16 protein-coding genes are annotated in these 20,556 nt (G+C 45.5%); 13 read left to right on the top strand and 3 right to left on the bottom strand.

The features are described from left to right. Positions 1-45 precede the first annotated feature (45 nt). The gene (locus tag F1379_RS02905) at positions 46-1,584 is read left to right on the top strand and encodes a CehA/McbA family metallohydrolase (RefSeq protein WP_150266143.1); all 1,539 of its coding nucleotides are present in this window, start codon (positions 46-48) and stop codon (positions 1,582-1,584) included. A 229-nt stretch (positions 1,585-1,813) separates the two neighbouring features. Here F1379_RS02905 and F1379_RS02900 read toward each other — a convergent pair whose 3' ends face one another. Next, positions 1,814-2,119: a DUF6809 family protein gene (locus F1379_RS02900; protein ID WP_150266141.1), complete on the bottom strand. Its 306-nt coding sequence runs from the start codon at positions 2,117-2,119 to the stop codon at positions 1,814-1,816. 384 nt (positions 2,120-2,503) lie between these two features. Between F1379_RS02900 and F1379_RS02895 the strand changes: the two genes are divergently transcribed. From F1379_RS02895 to F1379_RS02870, 6 genes are all read left to right on the top strand, one after another. Continuing rightward, on the top strand, positions 2,504-6,346 hold the full coding sequence (locus F1379_RS02895; RefSeq protein WP_150266139.1) for a reverse transcriptase domain-containing protein: 3,843 nt from the start codon (positions 2,504-2,506) through the stop codon (positions 6,344-6,346). 35 nt (positions 6,347-6,381) lie between these two features. Then, entirely contained in the window at positions 6,382-7,647 is a 1,266-nt protein-coding gene (locus F1379_RS02890; protein WP_150266137.1) for a hypothetical protein, read from the top strand. A 369-nt stretch (positions 7,648-8,016) separates the two neighbouring features. Beyond that, the gene (locus tag F1379_RS02885; protein WP_150266669.1) at positions 8,017-9,255 is read left to right on the top strand and encodes an FprA family A-type flavoprotein; all 1,239 of its coding nucleotides are present in this window, start codon (positions 8,017-8,019) and stop codon (positions 9,253-9,255) included. A 14-nt stretch (positions 9,256-9,269) separates the two neighbouring features. Beyond that, positions 9,270-10,496 carry an NAD(P)/FAD-dependent oxidoreductase gene (locus F1379_RS02880; RefSeq protein WP_150266135.1) on the top strand — a complete coding sequence of 409 codons (1,227 nt, stop codon included), beginning with the start codon at positions 9,270-9,272 and terminating at the stop codon, positions 10,494-10,496. A 221-nt stretch (positions 10,497-10,717) separates the two neighbouring features. Further along, a complete protein-coding gene (gene rd / locus F1379_RS02875) occupies positions 10,718-10,897 on the top strand; it encodes a rubredoxin (RefSeq protein WP_150266133.1) in 180 nt (59 codons plus the stop codon). Between the two features lie 50 nt (positions 10,898-10,947). After that, positions 10,948-11,661: a Crp/Fnr family transcriptional regulator gene (locus F1379_RS02870; protein ID WP_150266131.1), complete on the top strand. Its 714-nt coding sequence runs from the start codon at positions 10,948-10,950 to the stop codon at positions 11,659-11,661. A gap of 481 nt (positions 11,662-12,142) precedes the next feature. Here the strand turns inward: F1379_RS02870 and F1379_RS29695 are convergent, their stop codons facing one another. Continuing rightward, positions 12,143-12,289, bottom strand: coding sequence for a hypothetical protein (locus F1379_RS29695; protein WP_162551061.1), 147 nt, complete (start codon positions 12,287-12,289; stop codon positions 12,143-12,145). Between the two features lie 204 nt (positions 12,290-12,493). Here F1379_RS29695 and F1379_RS02865 point away from each other — a divergent pair, with 204 nt between their 5' ends. The 5 genes from F1379_RS02865 to F1379_RS02845 all read left to right on the top strand — a co-directional run bounded on the left by F1379_RS02865 (position 12,494) and on the right by F1379_RS02845 (position 15,373). Further along, positions 12,494-13,162: a hypothetical protein gene (locus tag F1379_RS02865; protein ID WP_150266129.1), complete on the top strand. Its 669-nt coding sequence runs from the start codon at positions 12,494-12,496 to the stop codon at positions 13,160-13,162. A gap of 107 nt (positions 13,163-13,269) precedes the next feature. Continuing rightward, on the top strand, positions 13,270-14,139 hold the full coding sequence (locus F1379_RS02860; protein WP_150266127.1) for a hypothetical protein: 870 nt from the start codon (positions 13,270-13,272) through the stop codon (positions 14,137-14,139). A 25-nt stretch (positions 14,140-14,164) separates the two neighbouring features. Beyond that, on the top strand, positions 14,165-14,569 hold the full coding sequence (locus F1379_RS02855) for a putative periplasmic lipoprotein (RefSeq protein WP_150266125.1): 405 nt from the start codon (positions 14,165-14,167) through the stop codon (positions 14,567-14,569). 44 nt (positions 14,570-14,613) lie between these two features. Then, complete coding sequence (locus F1379_RS29940) at positions 14,614-14,979, top strand: hypothetical protein (RefSeq protein ID WP_203457032.1); 366 nt, start codon at positions 14,614-14,616, stop codon at positions 14,977-14,979. A gap of 199 nt (positions 14,980-15,178) precedes the next feature. Beyond that, entirely contained in the window at positions 15,179-15,373 is a 195-nt protein-coding gene (locus tag F1379_RS02845) for a hypothetical protein (protein WP_150266122.1), read from the top strand. Between the two features lie 213 nt (positions 15,374-15,586). Here F1379_RS02845 and F1379_RS02840 read toward each other — a convergent pair whose 3' ends face one another. Continuing rightward, a complete protein-coding gene (locus F1379_RS02840) occupies positions 15,587-16,156 on the bottom strand; it encodes a GNAT family N-acetyltransferase (protein WP_150266120.1) in 570 nt (189 codons plus the stop codon). 264 nt (positions 16,157-16,420) lie between these two features. Between F1379_RS02840 and F1379_RS02835 the strand changes: the two genes are divergently transcribed. Then, positions 16,421-20,434: an S-layer homology domain-containing protein gene (locus F1379_RS02835; protein WP_150266118.1), complete on the top strand. Its 4,014-nt coding sequence runs from the start codon at positions 16,421-16,423 to the stop codon at positions 20,432-20,434. The last annotated feature ends 122 nt before the right edge of the window (positions 20,435-20,556 follow it).

Here is a 20,556-nt window from a genome sequence, read left to right as displayed (position 1 = left end):
GGAATGGAAGGGAGACTGGCTGAGACTTCGGAAGGAGGCAAAGGAATGAGCGAGTTGGCGGGGAAGGAATGGGTGAGGATTAGAGTTCAGGCGGAAGAGTTAGCGATAGGTGAAATTGAAAGGTCAGGTGAAAAGGTGGTGGAAGCACCCGAGGTACAAAGCCAATCCTGCGAGTTTCGGTTGGAACGGTGTATTGAGGCCCGGGAGCAGGGCGGGTATCTCGAAGTGAAGTTTCCGGTGCCTGAGCGGACGGAACGGATCGAGGTATCCTACACGGTCCAGACGCAGGACAAGGGGCAATCCGTGATTGATCTCGGCGTGCGGGACGAAGCGCGGATGCGCGGCTGGAGCGGTGGAGCCCGGACCGGCTTCGCTATCGGGCTGCACCGGGCGACGCCAGGCTACATTGCCGGAGCCATCGCGCCCGGAGAGTGGGCGGTGGTGCTGGGCACGCACCGGGTAGCCCCGGAGGGCTGCACCGTGCAGATCGACGTGCGCCTGCAGATCGCGAAGCCGCGCTGGCTGTGCGGCGATCTGCATCTGCACACCGAGCACAGCGACGGCGTATTCACGGTGGAAGAGACGATACAGCTGGCCCGCCGCGCCGGGCTTGATTTTATCGCCCTCACCGACCACAACGCCGTCAGCCAGAATGAGTCGTCCGGCTGGCGGGACGGCTTGCTGCTGATTCCGGGCATGGAGCTGACCACAGGCCGCGGACACTGCAACCTGTACGGCGTCGCCGATCCGCTGCGCGATTTCCGCGCCGTGACAGCGGACCAGCTCAAGGAACGGCTGGCCGAAGCCCGCGCGGCTGGCGCCTACATCTCGCTCAACCATCCCCATGACGCGGCCTGCGGCTGGCACTGGGGCTTCGATGTCGACCACGACTGGGTCGAGATCTGGAACGGCTCCTGGTCGGGCGCCAATGCCCGCACCCTCGCCTGGTGGCAGGACCAGCTCACCGCCGGCCGCCGCATCACCGCCATCGCCGGCAGCGATACCCACCGCCCACACCCCTATGTCCGCCACGGCTGGCCGACGGCCTGGGTATTCGCGGAGGGGAATAGTGCGGAGCAAATCCTTAAGGCTGTGGATCAAGGGCGCGTGACCCTGTCGTATGCACCGGATGGGCCGTTTGTGGTGATTAGTTGTGGGGGAGTGATGATGGGTGGAGAGTGGAAGGAAAGCAGGGATGGGAAGATGGATGGAGAGATAGGTGGGGAGTTGGATGAAGAGCTGGATAGAGTACAGGATGAGGTGCCTTATAGAAAGCTGAATGAAGAGCTGGGTGGAGATATGGGTGTAAAGCAGGACGAAGAGATGCATGTGAATGCAAAGTTAAACGGCGGCCAGCCTGTGCTTCGCCTGCAGATGAAGCGGCTCGCAGCCGGGGACGAAGTCCGGCTATGGTCTGATCGCGGACAGGAATACGCGATCACTGCGGAAGCGGACGGTGAGATGGACTTGGAGCGTGAGCTGCCGCTCCGCCGATTTTGGCGTGCGGAGGTTTGGCGGGCGATGGAAGAGGCAGGCGGGCAGAAGCGTTTGGTTGCTGCGACGAATCCGGTTTATTTTGGGTGAGGATATTTCACTAAGCCTAGATATGTTTTTTTATTAGAGGGAGAGGACGGAGTGATTTCCGTCCTTAGTGGGCAGTTTGTGGACAGGAACCTTGAGAGATCGAGGTTTTTTTGTGTTAGATCAAAGAGCAGTTTGTAAAAGATAGAGGGGATTGTGAGTGATATTACAAGCAATTTCTCGAACTGAATTTTTTGAATGAATAAGACCTTTTGTTTCAAGCTTACAGATACTAATCGGGAAAATTGTTCAGTTTATGCGTCAGTTCGTCTTGTCCGGTTAAGACTTCAACCATTATACCCGCCCCAAGACGGAAGCCATGGGTAAATGTTGATGCTAACTGTATACCATGGGTTTGATTGTATAAGTCCAGCAATTCTTCAAGTTCATTAAATTCTTTCTCAGAATGCCGGACTTTCCAAGCTTCTATTGCTTCGGATGTCTTTCGACTTACTAGACGATAGTGGGGATCATTGGGAATCACTTCTTCATCGGGATACAAATTGCCATGGTATAGTTCGTTTAATAGAATTCGCATAAAGACCATCCTTTTTAATTATTTATATAATCTGTTTCATGTACATTATTTGTTCATAGCGGGAAAATAATCCACGGAGTATACTCTACCTTTCCGAAATAAAGTTAAGTTTTTATTATTAACCTTCTCGTGGTTTAAGTTACTATTCGGTAGAAAGATTGTTGAAGTTTTATTTCCTGTTATTAGATACGTTATTAGACGTTGAACTGCAAGTTCATCAATTCGACAAACCTACCATATTCAAATGACATATATTAACGTAATTGAAAGGAATGATTTCTTATTTTGCCGAATTATTCTTATATCTTTAGCTTAGGACTAAAGTCATGATTGTAGATAATTTTAAGAGGATGATTTGAGAACGATATTTTTATGAGGTGAAATATGAAGGAAGAAACTAATAAATATGAATTAATTGCACCAAAAGTAACATATTTACGTGATATAGTTGTCATTGCTCAAGCATGGAAAAAAACTCATAAGTATATTCGACGTCATAATTGGTACGCAGATACTCTAGAATTGGATTGTTCAACAATTAATCTTGAGGAGAATATAAAAAATTGGAGTAAAAAGAGCAGCTTTAAACCAGATGCAATGAAAGTTGTACCTGCTCCAAAGAATGCAGCTTGGGATTTTGAAAATAGTGATTCTGAAGCTGTTAATCCTTGGTATCCTCAAAAAGATGAAAATGGCAAGCCATCGCAAGGACTGAGACCGTTAGCGCATTTAAACATAAAGGATCAAACACTCGCAACTACTGCAATGCTCTGCTTGGCAGATGCTATTGAAACTGCTCAAGGACCATCTGATGAGCAGGATTTTTTGGAAGCTCAAAGACAACTCGTCTTTAGCTATGGGAACAGATTACATTGCGAATGGGAAAGTGTTGATGATCAACGAAAAAAAGCTAAGTTCAGTTGGGGGAATTCTCAATCGTATCGAAAATTTTACGAGGATTATCGCTTGTTTTTATTAAGACCTAAAGAGATATGTCAATATTTTGCGCCAAAATTAAAAGGTAATCAGAATATTTTTGTTGTATCAATGGATATTAAGGGCTTTTTTGATAATATAGATAGACAAGCTTTACTGAGGAAATTAAAGAAAATTTGCGAAGATTATTCATTTGAATATAAATTAGGAAGCGACTATTATAATCAAGATGATGAGTTTTGGACACTGCTGGAAAGAATATTTACTTGGAAATGGGAGAAATCAAGTGAGATCTCAGAGCTGTTTGAAGGAGATAGTTTGCCTGAAGGAATTCCACAAGGCTTAGTAGCGAGTGGTTTTTTTTCAAACGCTTATTTAATAGGTTTTGATGAACAGATTTCCAAACTCATAAATAAAAAGGTCAGCAAAAAGGGCAAACCCTATAAATTAGTTCTGCGAGATTATTGTCGATATGTGGATGATCTTCGTTTAGTTATAGAAACTACTGATGTAGAAGATTTAGATTATAGCATGGTGAAAGAAGAAATAAGTCTCTTAGTAGAGGCTGAGCTGAAGAAATGCATGGAAGAGTTACAAGCATCAGTGAAATTAGAGATAAAGCATACAAAAACCAAAATATTTCCCCATAAAAAAATGTCAACACAAAGCAATGTATCATCACTAATGACACTTTTTCAGAGTGTTCTCAGTGGTACTCCAGATGTTGATTCCCTAATGCATATGGCCGGAGGGCTTGACGGTTTACTACAAATATCAGATCAATTATTAATTGATCAATCAAATATAAAAAACATTTTAGAGTTATCACGTATTTCTTCTCCAAACATTGATGTGCGTGATGATACGTTAAAACGGTTTGTTGCGACTCGATTGGCCTCTTCACTAAGATTGCGGAGAGGAATGACGGATCTTCATGATTCTCTGGCAAGTAAGGATGAATTTCTTAAGAATGTTACTGCCGGTCAAATGTTAGATCATGAATTTGAAACGACGGCTAGAAAATTAATCGCATGTTGGGCAAGTAATCCTTCACTTACGCTATTGCTAAAAAGTGCTTTTGATTTGTTTCCAGATAAAATTCTATTAGACGTTGTTTTAGATGCGCTAGAGTTTAAGCTTTTCTCGAGTACATCAGAGGAAGACATTTTTGAGGTAAAAACTTTAGAGTATGTATCGGCTGAAATATTTCGAGCGGGGGCAGTTGAGATTGGATTTCGAGATAAAATAAATTATCCTGACTCGGCAAATATTTCTGCTTTCCGCAAGGAACTTGGCGCCTTTGCAAGGAGATTTTTGAATAGGCCGAGAACACCTTGGTACGTAATGCAACAAGTTTTACTTTATCTTGCTTCCATTGGTGATGCAGTGGCACTTGATGATAAAAAAAGGGCACCTCAAAATTGCGAGAGCTATAAAATTTTACATCAAGCTTTGCAGTATGAACAGATTGACAGTAAAAAGATGGTGACAAATTGGTTCCCAATTTCTCTAATTGCACAGCAGTTGCATCCTGATGATGATAGGTTTGCCCATTGGTTTGTAAATTTAGTGAATGCATTACCCGAAAATGAACAAAAAGAGGTAGTTTTACTGCTAACTCTAAACAGACCAGACTCTTTGCGTAAAGTATTAAATACGAGAAGTGCCCAAAGTCAGAGCTGGCGTTCATATGTTCCAAAGGAAATTGACTTTACTTCATCAAAAGAACTCAACTTATTGAACAATGAAAAAACACCATTATTACGAATTATTCAAAGTAGTGAAAATCATTTTTCTCAAGAAAATGCACTTTTATTATTAGTATATAAAATTTTGAAGTATGAAAACATTGAAAATATATTAAAAAAGGGATTGTCCGTTAGTTCGATTTCAGTACAGTGTATGGATTGGGAAAAAATACAAAATCTAAACTATAAAGATAAAGATTATTTCGAATTAACAATTGATGACTCACAACCATCAATTGTTCCTTACTACACGCAACCCGCGTGGAATGATAAAAAAATTCCTTGGTTATATAGTTTAGGCTGTATAATTCGTTCTTGCTTGACTGGAGAATTTGACTTTACGACATCAACATTTTTAACTCGAGAAGATGCACCCCAACGATATAGAGGTTTGCGATCTACCTGGTTTAGTAGACGTCTCGGCTTGGCTAATTCTCCGGGTGGATTGAATCAATATCAAGACCCAATTTCGCCTTGGATAAGTGAATTACTTATTCACTTATTACAGTGGCCTGGAATTGAAGTACGTGAGGAGCTTTTGGAGGAATTCGGAAAAATAAAAGCTCCGGCAGATTTAATTAATATATTTTTTGACAGGATTCGATATCAACAGAAAATATTCGGAAAACTTACAGGCACTCCTGTTTATGAAATTCCAACCATAAGTGTTGAACATTCTGAAACAAATAAGTTTAGAGTTGCGATTGTACAGACGCTCTTACCAAAATCTAAAGATTTTGATGATAAAGATCCACTAAATTGGACACCATCATATCGTGCGCGTCATCAAGCACATATTGCTTCGGTATGTAATCTTGTAAGGTTACAGTTAAAAGCCTGGTGTACAGCGCAACAAAGAAAAAATGCAAGTATGGTAGATTTAATCGTCTTTCCTGAATTATCAATTCATCCTGACGATATCTGGATCTTACGAAGATTATCTGATGCAACTAAGGCGAGTATATTTGCTGGATTAACATTTGTTCAAGATCGAACTAAGAAAAATATTATCAATCAGGCTATATGGATTCTTAGATCTGAGAGAAGAACAGGAAGGGAGTTTGTTGAGGTTAGGCAGGGAAAACAACATATGACAAAAGGTGAACTACAGTTGGGCATAACTGGATTTAGGCCATATCAGGTGTTAGTTGAATTTAAAAAAGGGACAGAGTCTATACGAGTAGCTGGAGCTATTTGTTATGATTCCACTGATCTGGCTCTAGTAGCAGACCTACGAGATGTATCAGATGTATTTGTGGTTTCAGCTTTAAATAAAGATGTTCAAACATTTGATAATTTAGTAGGAATGTTAAATTATCACATGTATCAACCAGTAATATTAGCAAATTCGGGAGAGTTTGGCGGTTCGACAGCTCAGGCTCCGTTTGCTAAACATGAAAAGCTTATTTCTCATATTCATGGAAGTAACCAAGTCGCTATTAGTGTTTTTGAGATGGATCCAACACTCTTTAAAACGATAAAAAAGCCAGTTCAAACTCCCGAATTAAAAACATCACCAGCGGGGTACAATGGTAGATTTTAAAGTAAAGAATACTTGAAATAAGGAGTCAATCTACTATGACAGGATCAATTAATAAGATGCTATACAATCACTTTAAAGAGGGAATGGGGGCTTCGGGTTATCTAAGATCCTGTATACCAGGATTGGCTAGTGAACTAAAAGATTTTTTCAACTGTAGATCTGACATTCAAAGAATTCAAAAGGCAGAAACACTTGCTGAACAGATATTAAAACTTACAGATTTCGGTGAATTTGTGTCCATCAGATCTGCAGTCGCAACTATTGAAATACGAAGAAGGATATCTTACAAAAAACAATCTGATCATACAGCACATACATTATATCTATTTTTATTAGGCATTTGGGTTTATGATAATTTACCGACTATAAAAGATAAAATTGATCAATTCATTTGTAGTAAAAACCCGATGCATATGTTTTTGCTTCAGTGGACATATGCATCACTGCTCCATGACGTTGGTTACCTTTTCTCGCAAGAAGATGATAAGAATGAAATAGATAAAACGTCATTTGAATCATTCGATAATCTATTTGATTTTGAACATATTAGAGACTCCTCTGGCGGGTTGACCGCTGAAGGTATGTTAAAGTTGAAAAGTTTATGGGATAGTTTTGTTTCTAAGTACAGTCAGTATATTCACTCAAATGGAGAGACAAAATCTCAAGTCATTGAAAACCTAGATCATATACCTTGGTTGTCAGATTTAGATATTGAAACAAATTCTGGTTTGGAACTATTAAACGATAGTTCGTTGTGTCCTATTCACCTAAAAGAATATGCTTTTAAAATGGCGAATGAAGGATACTCAGGTGTTACAGTGATTGATCATGGTATAGCTAGTGGTTTAATGCTCTTGAAATATACATCGATTTGGTATTGGATTTGTAAGGAATCTGAGAAGTTGAATAATGGTTTATATGAAGAACTAACTAGAGACTTTAAATATCCTCTTGCTGTGTTTACAAAACACGTTATAAAAGCATGCCGCGTTGTTGCATACCATAATTTGAACGTGAGTGAATTTAGGTTTAGCCAATCCAATCCGTTACTGTATTTGTCGGTATTATGTGATGAACTTCAAGTATGGGATAGGTTTTTATCGGGTCAAGAACACATCGAAAACTGGAGTACACTTAATCATTGCATGGCTGAAGATATTTTGGCTGAACGGACAAATAATATTTTGGGAAACCCTATGCTTCATTTAACTTGCGCTGAGGTATTTTCAAATAAAATAATTAGTACATTAGATAAAAGATTAGAGGCGTGGCGTGAGTATGTACAAATCTCAGTAATCTAATATATTTATGATATCAAAGTCAATCCTAATCTCCCACGAAAGAGAGCTAGGATTGACTTTGCATATTTATAAGTGAGATAAAGCGAAGAGTACTATATATGGATAGCTATGTAAAACCATGAATTATTATTTTCTTATGCAAAAAATGGGGCTGATAAAACAGAACTTTTCATTTTAAGGCCGTCATTTCACCCCAAGTGACCCCACTCACAACCCTCCCCCACAAACAGTGTATAGTCAGATTTGTAATATCTTTTCTACCCCAAACTTTCAAAATTTGATTTCAATCCTCCTTTTGACCCCGGTGCCCATTATAGAATGAGTGTGTTGATAAACATTATCATTTGGAGGGCGAGAGAGATGAGAGAGATGACTGTTGCGGATATCCAGATTGCGAAGGATACGTATTGGGTAGGCAAAATCGACAACCGGGAGGTTCCCTTTCACCGGCTGATTCTGGCCAAGGGGACGACCTATAATTCATATTTGCTCAAGACCGGCAAGCCGACGGTGATTGATACGGTGGACATGGAGTTTGGCCGGGAGTATGCGGACCGCATGGCGGAGCTGATTGATCCGCTGGACATTGCGTACATTGTGATCAACCACACCGAGCCGGATCATTCCGGCGGGCTGGCGGCGCTGGCGATGCGGGCGACGAACGCGACGATTGTGTGCACGGAGATTGCCGTGCCGGAGCTGCAGGAGATGTATAAGCTGCACAGCCGCAACTTCCTGGCGGTACGGGATGGGGATACGCTTGACATCGGCGGCAAAACGCTGCTGTTCAAGGAGACGCCCTACCTGCACACCGCGGAAACGATGATCACCTATTGTGTGGAGGATCGGATTCTGTATCCTTGCGATATTTTCAGTACCCATGTGGCGGTGGAGAAGCTGTTCAGCGATGAGGCCGGGTTCGATATTACTGAGGATTTCAAAGGCTATTACAGCGCCATTATCCACCCGCACCGCCGATATGTCCGCACCCTGATGGAGGCCGTCAAGGATCTGGAGATTGCCATGATCGCCCCTTCGCACGGGTTCCTGATCCGCGAGGACGTCCGCAAGTACATTGACCTGTATGCCGAGCTGAGCCGGGAGACGACAGTGGGGAAGAAAGCGGCCATCGTCTACACCACGCTGAAAAATAACACGAAAAGAATGGCGGGCATCCTCCAGAGCACCCTCCAGGAGAATGGAATCGCAGCTGAAGTATGGGATGCGGATAAAAGCGACCTGTCCGCCATCCTGGACAGTATCGCCGCAGCAGACGCTGTGTTCATCGGCAGCTCCACCCGCTACGCCGATATGATCGGTAACCTGGAGCCGCTGCTGAAGGAGCTGCAGCAGATGAATCTGGAAGGCAAGCTGGCGGCGGCCTTCGGCTCTTACGGCTGGAGCGGCGAAGCCATCGAGGTCATTCAGGACTACCTGAATGGTACCAACATGACGGTGCAGAGCACCTCCGATGTCATCAAAACCACCGGGATGACCCATGTGGAATTCCCGATCCGCATCCGTTTCTCACCGAAAGACGCCGAGAAGACGCAGAAGATCAAGAACGCGGCCGAGTTCGTGTCCGATCTGCTGCTGAGCGCGATCTAAGGGGGAGAGCGGAGATGAGCAAACATTATGTTATTGTCGGCAGCGGCGTTGCGGCAGTCCATGCCGCCAAGGCGATCCGGGACCGGGATGCGGAGTCGGAGATTACGATCTACGGTGAAGAGAACCACCTGCCATATAACCGCATCAAGCTGACCAAAGGCCTGTTCAGTGACCTGCACAGCGAGAAGGTGCTGATCAAGAAGGAGAAGTGGTATCGGGACAACCGGATCACACTGCATACCTCCAGCCGGGTGACTTCGATCCATCCGGAGCGGCAGCAGATTGAGACGGCGGACGGCAAGGTGACGGCGTACCATAAGCTGCTGCTCTGCATGGGGGCGCGCAACCGGGCGCTGACTGTGGACGGAGCCGGCCTTAGGAATGTCCACACGATCCGCGAGCTGGGCGATGCCGACAGGCTGAAAGACAGCCTGACCAGCGGACAGCGCGTCGTCGTTATCGGCGGCGGGGTGCAGGGGCTGGAGACAGCCTGGGCCCTGCATGAGGGCGGCTATCCGGTGACGATTGTCGAAGCCGCCCCGCGCCTGATGGCCAGACAGCTGGACGAAGCTTCTTCGGAGAAGCTGCGCCTGATTCTGGAGCAGTCCGGGGTGCAGGTGAAGCTCCATGCCGGAGTCACTGCGATCACAGGCGAAGAGGCAGTATCGGGCGTGGTTCTGGATGATGCGACGTCCATCTCTTGCGGGCATGTGGTGTACTCTATCGGCATCGTGCCGAACACGGATCTGGTGCAGGAGACGGGCATCCGCACCCGTGCGGGCGTGCTGGTGAACAGCCACCTGGAGACGAGCGCTCCCCATATCTACGCCGCCGGAGACATTGCGGAGCTGGACGGATTGGTGGAAGGCTTATGGGGCGGGGCCATTGAGCAGGGCAAAGTAGCCGGAGGCAACATGGCCGCCGCCGAGCCTGCCGCTTACCGGCGTACGGTTCCGGTTACGTTGTTTAACGCTTTTGGCATCTCATTGTTCTCCATCGGGAACACGGATGAGCGCCAGTGCGACCGGACGGTTGCGGCAGAGGTGGACGGCGTGTACACGCGGATCTATGTGAAGGACAACCGGCTGACGGGAGCGATCTCCTGGGAAGGTGCAGCGGCCTCGCTGCTCTATAAATCAGCCGTGGAACAGGGCGTCAGCCTGGAAGGGCTGGATGTGGAGAACGGCAGCCTCGAAGCGATTATGGCCGGGGTTGCGGCCCGGCTGGAGGAAATATTGTGATATAGATTGAACATGAATATTTCCAACAAAGGGAAGAGTGGCGGAGGAGAAGTTTGAAACTGGAGGAGCGATAGCGTCCGCCTTTGTCTGCAGATTTCTACCGGAACCCGGTAACAATCAGAGAAATCTGCAGACAACAGCGGCCGGAAGTTCAAACGTTCTCTGGAGTCACAGCCACCCTAAATCAGAATAAGTTCAATAAATTACAGGAGGAATTGATCATGACCAAATATATATGCAAGCCTTGCGGTTATATCTACGACCCGGCGGTGGGCGATCCGGATGAGGATGTGGCACCGGGTACGGTCTTTGAGGATTTGCCGGAGGATTGGGTCTGTCCGGTGTGCGGGGAGGATACGAGCCATTTTGAGCCGATCGTGGAGAAAGGGGCGGCTTCCTAGGAAGCTGTCACCTGGCTTCAGCCAGTAGAAGAATCAAGGAGGGATACGATATGCCGGAACATTCCTGCCGGGACGCTGCGGAGCCTTGTACCCGTAAGGTCCCGATCTTCGCCTCGCTCAGCGACGGGGAACTCGGGCGGATCAGCGCGATGATCAGGCACCGCAAATACACCAAAGGACAGGCGCTGATTCTGGAGGAGCAGCCGACGGATACGCTGTATATTATCCAGCAGGGACAGGTGAAATTGTCCAAAATGACGCCGCAGGGCAAGGAGCAGATTCTGCATGTGCTGAGCAGCGGGGAATTTTTTGGCGAGCTGAACATTCTCAGCAGCGAAGAATTGAGCAACTTCAGTGCTTATGCGCTGACGGATACGGCGATCTGCATGCTGACCCGCACGGATATGGAGCAGCTGATGGCCGAGAACCCGGACATTACGATCAAGCTGCTGAAGACCGTCGCCAAGCGGCTGGCGCATACCGAGAATCTGGCGCAGAGTCTCGCGACCAAGGACCCGGAAATCCGCATCGCCTCCATGATTCTGGAGCTGAGCGACAAGTACGGCAAGCCGCGCAGCGGCGGCATTACGGTCAAGCTGCCGTTGTCCCGGGAGGAGCTGGCAAGCTACGTCGGCGTCACCCGGGAGACGATCAGCCGGAAGTTCTCCAGATTTGAGGACCTGGGCCTAATCGAGCTGGTTGGCAACAAGCAGCTGATCGTGAAGGACCGGATGTCTTTGGAGCGATATATGGCTATGGCGTAGAAGAGCACGGGCCGCCCCGAGTTGTATCGGTGGCGGCCCGTGTTTTGGTATGCGCGTGGAGGTGAGCGGTGGGATTGCTTTGTTTTACGAAAAACTAATTTCGGAATTATTCCTTATACACTTTGATCGCTTCTTTCAAAGCATCTAAGGCCTTTCCATTCATTGACTTGCCTGACTTACCAGCAAAGCTCACTTCGCCCTGTTCTTTACTCTCGATGAATGACAATCATAGTTATCGTCTACCACTAATATTCCCTATTTTGAAAAGCTATAATTGCTCTCTGGATGTCCTAGTGTTTTAAAGAGTGTTACACCTAAACTGGTTACCGGTTCTAAATTGGGCTTAATATCCAGTTTACCAGCGATAAGGTCCTCTATTTTGACCTCTATTTTGAGTGAATTTTCCTTTAGTGTATCAGAAAACGACAATCCTTCAGCTACGGCATCGTGCAGTATGGAAAAATTCTCCCGGTATTCTGCTCTAAGTTCCCCAATACGATCTTTGTGAAAGTGTCTTATCTTGAGATAACTCGATTTCTTTGTTTCTTAATAAAATTCCTGCTGCACTACCAGCAATTACAATCAGTATAATTAACATTCGTAAATATGTTGTGTTAGTAGTCTTCATACTGTTCTCTCCCTTTTTTAGTACTGTCAAAATGGTTAATCTACTATAAAGTGTTATTTATGGTAAATTAGAAAATGTAATATATTTCATAAATATATATTTTTATCAAAACGGAAGTGGGTGGTTATATTGGCTTATCTATGAGTTATTCCTATTAAGTTTGAAATTAAAATAACTAATTAAATAAGGAGAGTGTTATTTGTAATGTTTAAAAAAAGTGAATTTAAGATGGCTGGTTCAGTAAAAAAAGAAGAAGGAACACGAACTAAAAAAGCGGTTAGAAAAATACTTCCAGTTTTTCTTGCGTGCTCTTTTTGCTTCGGACTAAGTTCCACAGCCTTTGCTTCATTTGAAGATCAAGACACTATTACAGTGAACGAAGAAGGTGCAGTTGAAACATACATCGGTAATTATACAACCAAGCAAAATATTACGTCCGAACAGGAGATAACTACTCCGAATCAGTTAAATAAAGCTGATTTTTCTCCTTATGCGTCATATACCATTTCAAATATAAGAAAAAGTACATGGAACCTATTTACACCTGTAGGACCTTATGTTGCTTATCCGGGTACTGTGTCAGTATCAAAAGGAGAAAGCTCGACTGTTACTGCTTCAGTTACAGGTGGGGGAGGTGTAGATATTAAGTTTTTGAAGACCAATCTTTCAAAAACTGTCGGCGATAGTGTTACAATAACAGCGACGGAAACAATTACTTATTCAGCTGCGCCAGGCACTAGAGGAAGAATTGTTTTAAGATATTCACAGGATGAATATACGTATACTATCAACAAATTGGGCATTAATTATCCAGGTAGTGCATTTACTGCGGCATATGACGAGTACTACGCGTTGCAATCGGTTTCACTGTAAGCGACACTACGATGCATTGTTGAGATAGGGTTTGCTAATAATTAATGGGAGTGAATGTTAACATTCACTCCCAAGCTGTGTTATACATCAGGAAGGATAGAGTATATATGAAAAAAATAATTGGTTTGTTGATAACAATTCTTTTATTGGCGATATCAGGATGTGAAACCAATAGGTTTAATAACATAATGGAAAAGATCGAATTTAACCAAGTCATCGGATTATATACTATTAATGTGAACCATTCAGAGGACAATGTTCCTTCAGTGCTGTTATTTGGAAAAACATTGAATTTAACAGAAGATATGATTAATGAACTAAATGAATTAAATACATCTATAACTTTATTAAATGAAAATAAAGATGAGATAATATTTGATTCAGATGACATAGAGTGGGGATTATCTGACCCTAAATTACATAAGGGAGGATTTTCCTTAAGGTTAACTTCTAACAATATATTAATAAATAATGAATTAGTTTTTGATAAAATCATAATCGTTGCAAATAAGAAAATAATAAAAAGAGACATTAATCCAATCTACTTACAGTTTTATTCTGGAGAGAAGAATGGGATTTCGATAATGGAATCACCCATAGCTCCTAAGGATAAAGTAATACTTGGGAAAGAATATTCATACTCTTATAAAGTTTTAGATTCAAATCATGCTATTACTAATTTTAATCGAGCAGAATTGATTTATCCTGATGAAGTAAGAAAATTTATAGAGATTATAAATGTGAACGTAATTCCTGACATGTATACAGAAGAACAGATAAAGAAAGAGTATAAAGGTAGAGTGGATGAAAAAAAAATAAAAGGGCTAAAGGTTTATGAAATTCAATGTACATATAGTGTTAAGAAAGAGGGGATTATAGTTTTTCAACCAGAAATAAAACTCTTTTTTAATAAGTACGAACAGAGTTTAGCCCCCTTTGAACCAATCAGTTTTTTTAATTTTGTAGAAGCACAATAGAATATGAGATTGGAGAGATAAGCTAATGCTTGGTAACAAAAAAATAACAATATTCTTTCTGTCATTAGTCTTGTTATCAGGATGTGAAGGAAAAAGCTCTGATTCTTCAAGGGATATAAAGATAGCAAATGATCAAGAGTATAATTTGATGATTACTAATAACAGCCCGTTATTTTTAAAAAGTGTAGTTGTGACTGTGAACGAAAAGGATAATAATATATTGAACTCATTAATTGGTAGTAATGTTAATTATGGAGAAAACGCAAAGTTCAAGATTAAAAAGGGAGAGCATGTATTTAAAATAAAAATTAATCCCAAAAAAAACTACTCAGTAAGTAAAGAATTTAGCGAAGATTTTGAAGATGAGAAAGTTGTAGAGTATGTAGTGGAAATAAAAGAAAACGAAGTAGTTATACACAAAAAAGACTGAGTCTGTAAATTAATTGTTAAACACTTCTGCTGGAATACCGGTGGATGGCTACGATGAGAATACAGCCTTGTCGCTATGGCTATGGCTTAGAAGAGCACGGGCCGCCCCGAGTTGTATCGGTGGCGGCCCGTTTTGCATATGGATTCGCTGACTGCTTGCTGAATGCGCCGAAGGGTTATTTTGAAGCTGGTATGTTATACTTATGGCAAGATTTCAGAGCAGGCGGCAACTTAATGGACCTCATTAAAGACATGCATAAATTCATTAAACTTACCGGGGAACGGGCGAGGCTCGATGCCAAGGCAAATGGGACATATATTGTATATAAATCCAATAGAGGTCAAATCGTAAAGGAATTTATAAACGGCGAAATAGTGGTTATCAATGATCAAGAGGCAACCCATGAATGAATTTTCCGCAATGATGTATGTATTTGCCGGAAACAATGGTAGCGGTAAAAGTACGATCCGGAATTTGATTGTGGACAGATTGGGCATGAATATTGATCTATTGATCCAGGATCGGTAGGAAATGACATCCCAGCTTTCAGCTGTAGTTGGATGTACCCCATAAATAGGATTAAACAAACTATAGTAATGGAGGCGAACCGTGGATAACCGAGAAGAATTTGAGCGAAAACAATTTGAAGAGTATAAGCAGAAGCCCTTCGTCAATTTAGACGATTCGCACAACCGCTCTGTGATTGGAGACTTGGGTGCTTTGACAAGAGGGGGCTGGTTAACAAGAATTGTGACGACCTTAGTTATCATCGGGGGATTGCTTGCCCTCATATATTTTAAATAAAACGGGCCGAATGTAGTCGAAAAACCGACCACAATGTGCTCCTGCGAGGGTAAACGGGCCAGATGTAGTCGAAAAACCGACCACAATGTGCTCATGTGAGGGCAAACGGGCTAAATGCTGTACGAAAAACCGACCACAATGGGCTCCTGCGAGGGTAAACGAGCCAAATGTAGTCGAATAACCGACCACGATGTGCTACCTGCCGCCAGAGGGCTACACGCCATTCCCCTCAATAAACTTAGGCACAAACAAGAACGACAGCGGACCGCCAACAAATGCGTGCATCAACCCGCGGTACTCCCGGGAAGTTACGTTATCTCCGTACACCAACACCTCGTATAATTGCCCATACTCCACCAGCGAGAACCCCGCATTCCGAAATCCGTTGTTTAGGTAAAAATTCTTCCGTTTAACCCGCTGCTCAGCGTTGCTTGCTCCGTCTTCCAGGGCTTCGATGTTCAGGATGATGCGGCTATCGGCGTATTGCTTTTGCAGGAGGGACAAGATGTCGGTACCGTAGCCCTTGGATCTTAGTTCTGGTGAAGTGGCCAGAAATAAGACGAAGGTAATCCCCTTATCCATGACCAGATAGGCAAACCCCACGAATGTATCCTCGTCATAAAAAGCAACGAAATCCACAAATTTCTTCCCCGACTTCCAAAGCAGGAACGGCATCGGTATCCGCTCATGCTTTGGAAAAGAATTTACATATAATTCCTTGACCTGACCGAAATCCTTACATTTTCGGGTTACTGGTTCTGTTCGCAACGCTCTTTTCTGCATGTCGCCGGGCTCCTTTATTCTTTTATAAGCTGAGTATAAGGCATCCGCTAGGTATAAAGAAAATATCGCTGCAGCCGCTCATTTTTACACTCCACAAACAATTCCCCGGAAACTGCATGAACTCTTAACATACAAAGCACATACAAATGACAAACCGGCGCTAGTATTAGCATTAGCCTTTGAAATTTTTCGTGGAATACTGTGAGATTTTATGAAAAGTTTCTTGAGGTTGCAAAAATACATACATTATAGGAGGTAGGAGTGTTGTTTACAAGACTGAGGTTTCAAAAGATCACCGCCGTCGTGTTGGTGACCATGCTGCTATTAGGTGTGCTGATGCCGGGCGGACTTAAGAGCGCCTACGCTGCCGATGGCGGCGGAACGGTGAGCAGTCCGGTGTATAACGAAGATGGAACGGTTACGGTGAATACCTATTCCACTAAGAGTGAGATGTATATCAACGGCAATTTCACGGATTGGGCCACATTTAAGCCCATGTCCTTATCGGGGACGACTACGGTAGACGGCGTTCAGCAGAACGTATTCTCCTACAACCTGAGCACGCAAGACCTCAATAAGACGGGCGGCGTTGTTCAGTACAAATACATTCCGCAGGCCTCCTGGTCGGGCGATTATGTGGATTTTTTGAATGCCGGCCCGAAGGTTGGCGGGAACTCGGCGGTGCATTTCCTGAAGCTTGGCCTGAGTCAGAAGCAGCTGCAGCCGGGCCAAAGCGCAAAGGTCGAGGCGTTTCGCTACCTGGCGGACGGCAATCAAGCCGATCTGACCGCTGATGTACAGTGGACAAGCAGTCAGCCGGATGCTGTTACATTCGCGAATGGAACCGTTCAGGTTGCCCCTGACGCTCCGCTGGGAACGTTGACCCTTACCGGTGTGTATCAGGGCGTCAGCGCGACAACGGCTCTGGAAATTGTGGAAGCATTAGCCGTTCCAAAGGTGAAATCAGTAGCCAACCTGACAGATCTGAATGACCGCCTGATGATAGGCCAAGCGACGCCGGAGATCACCGGTGAGGTGGAGATCGAGGATATCACGAACGGTGCCGGCAAGGGGAACAATCTGGTGGCCCAGCTGGGATACCGTTTCGAGACGGATGCAGATTATACATGGACCCAAGCGGTGTATAAAGACGATGTGGGCAACAGCGACCGGTTCAGTGCACAGTTTACGCCTGATCGTGCAGGCAAATGGTATTATGCTATGCGCTTCTCGGCAGACAACGGCCAGACATGGGACCCGAAGCTGCTGGGGTATAAGGTCAATAAATTTTTTGACGAACAGACCATTGTTAAACCGTATGATGTGGTGCTGACCTGGACTCAAGATGCGAAGACAACGCAGACCATTACCTGGAAAACCGCAGCGGATGTTAACGAGAGTTATGTCCAGTATGCCGAGAAATCCGGCGAAGCCTCGTTCCCTGGTGTGAACACCACGGTGAAGTCAGAGGAGCAAGGGTTTAGTGCGCCGCAGAGTGCAAACGTTAGCGCAAAGTTCAATACTGCTACGCTGACGGGTCTGAAGCCGGGCACGGCTTATGTGTACCGGGTTGGAGCGGGTACGGAATGGAGCGACACGGCTACTTTTACAACAGAAGCTTCTACTGCCGAGCCCTTCCAGTTCCTGATCTTCGGTGACAGCCAGAGCGGCAGACAAGAGGAGTCGGATTATGCGAAGTGGGGAGAGACGGTCAACGCCGCTTATCTTGCGAACCCGGAAGCCAAATTCATCGTTAATAACGGTGATCTGGTGGAAAAAGGCAGCGACGAGCATTGGCACAAATGGTTCGAAGGCGCCGAAGGGGTCATCGAGAATATCCCGGAGATGCCGGTTGCGGGCAATCATGAATACTACTCCACCTATGGCGTGAATGAGCAGGCAGTTCATTTCAAGCAGCAGTTCAATCTCCCGCAGAACGGTCCGGACCGCCTGAAGGGCCTGGTCTATTCTTATAACTATGGGGATGTGCATATTGCCGTACTAAACTCGCAGAATACGGAAGCGAACACGGATCAGACGGAGAAAATGGGGGACATTCTGGCCGAGCAAGCGGCTTGGCTGGATCAGGACCTGAAGAACAACGATAAGAAGTGGACCATCGTGTTCTATCACAAGGCGTCTTATTACAGCAGAGCCGGCCGGGCAGCCGATGCGGAGCAGGTAAAACTGGCCTTCCAGCCGATCATCGACAAATATCATGTGGATCTGGTCTTCGGTGCCCATGACCATACGATTACCAGAACTTTTCCGATTTACAATAACAACTTTGTAGACAATACGGCCAAGGGAACCGTGTACTATATCACCGGCCGTTCGGGCAATAAGAACTACAGTGATCCGTTTCAGCAGGTATGGGATGCGTATTACAAGAACGATACGGAAGATACCAACTATCTCTCGGTCCATGTCAACGGGGATCAGCTGACGGTCAAAGCCATTGAGAAGAACGGCAATCTGCTGGACGAATACACCATTGATAAAATCACCGGGACGCCGAGCCCAGCCTTGCCTAAGCTTCCGATCACCAGAGCAGAGAGCTTGACGGCACTGGCCGATGAACTTACCGCAGGTACTGCAAGCGGCGACATTACAGCCGAAGTGAATTCAGCGAATGTGACGAATTACACGGGACGCGGAGTTCATATTCAAGCGCAATTGGGATACAAGCTCAGCGGAGGCGATCAGTATCGTTGGGTGGATGCCGTATATGTCCGGGACAATGGCAATAACGACGTCTATCAGGCAACATTCACTCCGGATACAGCCGGGAATTGGGAATATGTTATGCGGTTCTCCGGTGACGGCGGAAGCACCTGGACAGCTACAGAAGCCAAGACAGTGAAGGCAAATGCCAGTAATACCGGAGGAGAAGCTCCGGGACCGGCAGTCTTGAGCGGCTTGTCCGTGGATCAGGGCACGATATCCCCGGCATTCTCTTCATCGGTATTCAGCTATCGTGTAGATGTAGCGAATTCCGTTTCCGGGCTCGGGATCTTCCTGGATACAGGAGACGCCCAGCCGGTTCTGTCCGTGACTGGTGCAACCTATGTCTCGGTGACCAGCAGCGTGTATGAATATCGCCTGGCCAATCTGGTTACCGGACCGAATCCATTGGAGATTAAGCTGGCAAATGAGCAGGGCTCGACCAATACCTATACGCTGGTAGTGAACCGCGCCCAGAGCAGTAATGCCAACTTGAGCGGACTTACCCTGTCGAATGCCACCATTAGCCCAGCCTTCGGCGCCGGGATCACATCGTATAGCGCTACCGTTGCGCACGGAGTAGCCAGCACCAACGTAACGGCTACAGCCTCTGACAGCACTGCGACGATTAAAGTGAATAATGCAGCGGTTGTAAACGGTCAGGCCAGCGGATCAATCGACTTAAACGTAGGCAGCAATGAGATTACGATTGCAGTAAAAGCGCAGGATGGCACAACGAAGAACTACACAGTAACGGTGAACCGGCAAGCTGTGTCGGGCGGCGGACAACCACCGGAGACAGCTTCACCGACGCCGGCACCAACGGCTTCGGCAACATCGACGGCTTCGCCGACACCACCGCCACCGGCGACGGGCGCAACACCGGTACCTTCACCGGCGGATGTCTTCCAAACGAAGGTGGTCAACAAGGAAGAGGTAGTTCAGGCCGTCAAGGAATCGCTTGAGGCCATGAATAACATGAGCGTTTCATTCAGTGATATCTCGCAGCATTGGAGTCGCAATGAAATTGTCGCGGCAGTGAAGCTGCGCATCATCAATGGTTACGAGAATGGTACGTTCCAGCCTGAGGCTTCTGTAACCAGAGGGGAATTCGCAGCTATGGTCAGCCGTGCCTTCGGATGGGCTACCGCTCAAGGCTCAGCGCCGTTTACAGATACGGCAACGAATTGGGCTTCCGGTTACATTGGGACATTAGCTGCGAAGGGGATTATTAACGGGTATTCCGATGGTAGCTTTAAACCCGGAGCGCCAATGTCCCGGGCAGAGATGGTTTCGATCCTGGCCCGGATTCTGAACCTCGGTCAGCTGGCAACAGGGAACGCGGCTGCTTTCACGGATGTAAGCAGCGGCCATTGGGCGAAAAATGTAATTGAGGAAGCTTACAAAGCCCAGTTAATTCAAGGGGTAACGTCTTCTGCGTTCAAGCCCGATAACCAGACTACACGTGCGGAAGCTATAACCGTCCTCCTGCGCGCATTAAAGAGTGACAGCACCATTAAGGAACTGATTGAAGGAATGCAGCACAAGTTGTAACCTGAGTTTTAACACAAGGCAAATGAACAAGGCTGGCTGGAGACAAACTCCGGGCAGCCTTGTTCGTTTATTAAGGTAATGCATGTTCGGCTGCCGCTGAATAACCATGGCGCAGGTTAGTG

This window comes from Paenibacillus tepidiphilus, assembly GCF_008635795.1.
In the GTDB taxonomy this organism is placed as follows: Bacteria; Bacillota; Bacilli; order Paenibacillales; family Paenibacillaceae; genus Paenibacillus_AQ; species Paenibacillus_AQ tepidiphilus.
This window is presented reverse-complemented; position numbering and strand designations above follow the sequence as displayed.